The organism is Dietzia sp. B19 (assembly GCF_014145155.1).
Lineage (GTDB): Bacteria > Actinomycetota > Actinomycetes > Mycobacteriales > Mycobacteriaceae > Dietzia > Dietzia natronolimnaea.
Window position 1 is genome coordinate 1 of sequence record NZ_JAALED010000505.1, and the last position, 3199, is coordinate 3199.

A 3199-nucleotide genomic window follows, 5' to 3' on the forward strand; every position below is an offset into this window, starting at 1 on the left:
CGTCGGGCCGCAGTCCGCGCGCCGCCATGTCCCGGCCCGTGAGCCTGGCCTGGAGGTGGCCGGTCTCGGAGAGCCGGTCGTAGTCGCCGCTCCCGAACGAGGCCTGCCCGTGGCGGACCAGGTGGATGGCCCCCATCAGCGATCGACCCCCGTCACGTGCGGTTCCCCGTCCCCGGCAGGCCACCGAGGAGCCCGCCGATCTTCTGGCGCGCGTCGTGCACCCCGCCCGCGAGCAGCGGCAGGACGACCCTGGGCACCGCGAGCAGCTCAGGGATCACGTCGCGCGGGCTGATCCGGGTGGGCGTCAGCCGCCCCTCGCCGGTGCGGATGATGCGCAGGCACCGCTGTTCGAGGAACCCCACCGCGGGCCGGAACGCGCGGAACGCCGGGTTCGTCGTCTGACCGTGGAAGAAGCGGTGGTTGATCTGCTGGGCGATCACCGCGAGGCGGAACAGTCCGAAGACCTCGTAGAACCGCCAGTCGTCCTCGCTGATCTCCAGGCCCGACCGCTCGGCGTAGCGCTCGACGACCTCCCACCGGGTGAGCATCCCGGGCGCGTGCGTGGGCTGGCGCCGGAACGCCTTGAACACCGGGCCGTCCCCGTCCTCGACCCAGTAGGCCAGGGCACCACCCAGATCCATGAGCGGGTCACCGACGGTCGCCATCTCCCAGTCCAGGACGCCGATGACGGAGGTGACGTCGCCGGGGTCCAGAACCAGGTTGTCGAAGCGGAAGTCGTTGTGGACCAGGCAGTGGCCCACGTCGTCCGGCTGATTGGCGTCCAGCCACTTCATCACCGGCGCGAAGTCGGGCACGTCGGGGGTCCGCGCGCGGCGGTAGCGGGCCGACCACCCCTCGACCTGCCTGCGCACGTAGCCCTCGCCACGGTCGAGGTCGTCCAGGCCGGCGGCCCGGACGTCGACGGCGTGCAGGTCCACCAGGGCGTCGACCGCCCGTTCGGACAACCTCCGGATCGTGGCCCTGTCCGAGCGGAGTTCCCGGGGGATGTCCTTGCGCAGGATCGTGCCCTCGAGTCGCTCCATCACGTAGAAGTCGGACCCGATCACCGAGTGGTCGTCGCAGAACCCCACCATGCGGGGCACCAGAGGGTACACCGGGCGGAGCGCCGACTGGACGCGGTACTCGCGTTTCATGTCGTGGGCACCGCGGGCCTTGGTGCCGGCCGGCGGGCGGCGCAGCACCAGGTCCACGCCGGGATATCGCAACACGTAGGTGAGGTTGGACGCGCCTCCCGAGAACTGGCTCACCTCGGGGATGACCGGCTCGTCGTCGTCACCCAGGTCCACTCCCGCCAGGACGTCCGCGTGGTCGGGGGTGACGGAACGCAGCCAGGCCGCGACCGCCTCCACGTCGAACGCGTCCTCACGGCGCACCGCGCCGGCACCGGGGATCCGGCGGCTCAGGGGCGAGGCCCCGTGCGGTCGACTCATCGGCGCGACTCTGCTTCTGTAGTGGCTCCGGCGGCGTCGCGGTACGGCGCGAGCATCGCCCGGGCGACCACGCCCAGGTGGACCTCGTCGGGCCCGTCGGCAAGGCGCAGCGAGCGCGCGGTGGCGTAGGCGCCCGCGAGCGGGAAGTCGTCGCTCATCCCGCCGCCCCCGTGCAGCTGCAGGGACATGTCGATCACCTTCTGGGCCATCTTCGGCACGGCGGCCTTGATGGCACTGACCTCCACGGCCGCCTGCCCCTCGGTGTCGAGCTTCCAGGCGGCGTGCTGCACCAGCAGGCGGGCCTGGTCGATGGCGATCCTGGCCTCGGCGAGCCGCTCCCGGTTCCCGCCCAGGTTGACGACGGGTTTGCCGAAGGCGACCCGGCCCGAGGCACGACGGCAGGCCAGGTCGAGCGCCATCTCCGACAGCCCGATGAGCCGCATGCAGTGGTGGACGCGGCCGGGGCCGAGCCGACCCTGGGCGATCTCGGCGGCCTTACCCGGACCGGAGATGATGTTCTCCACCGGCAGGCGCACGCCGTCGAGGGACACCTCGCCGTGTCCGAGCGGCTCGTCGTAGACCCCCTGTGCGGTGAGCATGCGCTCGACACGCACCCCGGGGGCGTCCATGGGCACCAGGACCATCGAGTGGCGCAGGTAGCGGTGCGCGTCCGGGTCGGACACGCCCATGAAGATGCCGACCTCGCAGTCCGGGTGGCCGACGCCGGTGGACCACCACTTGCGACCGTCCAGCACCACCTCGTCACCCTCGACCCGCGCGGTGGCCGCCATGTTGGAGGCGTCGGAGGAGGCCACGGCCGGCTCGGTCATGAGGAAGGCGCTGCGGATCCTCCCGTCCAGGAGCGGGTCCAACCACCGGTCCTTCTGCTCCTGCGACCCGTACTTGAGCAAGACCTCCATGTTGCCGGTGTCCGGGGCGTTGCAGTTGAACACCAGGGGCGCGATGAACGACCGCCCCATCTCCTCGGCGACGGGCGCGTAATCGGTGTTGGTCAGGCCCGTCCCGCCGTGGGTGCCGTAGCGCTCGGCGTAGGGCCCCTCGTGCCCGGCGGGCAGGAAGAGGTTCCACAGTCCCTGCTCGCGCGCCCTGCTCTGCAGGTCGGTGATCCGCGGATCGACCGCCCAGGGGTCCTCGCCGGCCAGTCGGCGACGGGCGATGTCGGCGTGGATCCCCGGCTCGACCGGGGTGATGTGCGTGTCGATGAACTCGCGGACCGCCGCGGTGAGCTCGGCCGCGCGGGGTGAGGGTGAGAAGTCCATGGTGTGCATCGTGGCACACCCGGGTGAACGGGTCCGTCCCACGGCGGCGGCTCGTCGGATACCTCTGGCAGGATCGCGGGGGTGAGCGAGAACGCGCGTACCCCCCTCGCGGACCGGGTCGACCCCGTCCGCGACTGGTCGGTGCGACGCACCTACCTGGCCGGAGACTTCCGCGCCGAGGACCTGGTCGCGGCCAAGGCCGGTCGGCGGGTGTCCGTCGTGCTCCCGGCCCGGAACGAGGAGTCGACGGTCGGCGTGATCGTCGCCGCGCTCCGGTCCGAGCTGGTCGAGCGGGTGCCACTCATCGACGAGTTGGTGGTGATCGACTCCCACAGCGTCGACGGCACCGCGGAGGTGGCCCGCGCGGCCGGCGCCCGGGTGGTGGCGCAGGGGGACGTGCTGCCCGCCCTGGGGGACGTCCCGGGCAAGGGCGAGGCGCTGTGGAAGTCCCTCGCCGCCACCGACGGT

Annotated in this window: 3 protein-coding genes; 1 reads left to right on the top strand and 2 read right to left on the bottom strand. The window is 72.1% G+C overall.

What is annotated here, in order from left to right:
* Nucleotides 1-152 precede the first annotated feature (152 nt).
* Both G6020_RS13830 and G6020_RS13835 read right to left on the bottom strand, forming a co-directional pair.
* On the bottom strand, nt 153-1451 hold the full coding sequence (locus tag G6020_RS13830) for a phosphotransferase family protein (protein ID WP_182611011.1): 1299 nt from the start codon (nt 1449-1451) through the stop codon (nt 153-155).
* Nucleotides 1448-2731 carry an acyl-CoA dehydrogenase family protein gene (locus G6020_RS13835; RefSeq protein WP_182611012.1) on the bottom strand — a complete coding sequence of 428 codons (1284 nt, stop codon included), beginning with the start codon at nt 2729-2731 and terminating at the stop codon, nt 1448-1450. Before G6020_RS13835 ends, G6020_RS13830 begins: the two co-directional genes overlap by 4 nt.
* Nucleotides 2732-2812: 81 nt before the next feature.
* Here G6020_RS13835 and G6020_RS13840 point away from each other — a divergent pair.
* A partial coding sequence (locus G6020_RS13840; RefSeq protein WP_347238381.1) for a glycosyltransferase occupies nt 2813-3199 on the top strand: 387 nt, incomplete at its 3' end.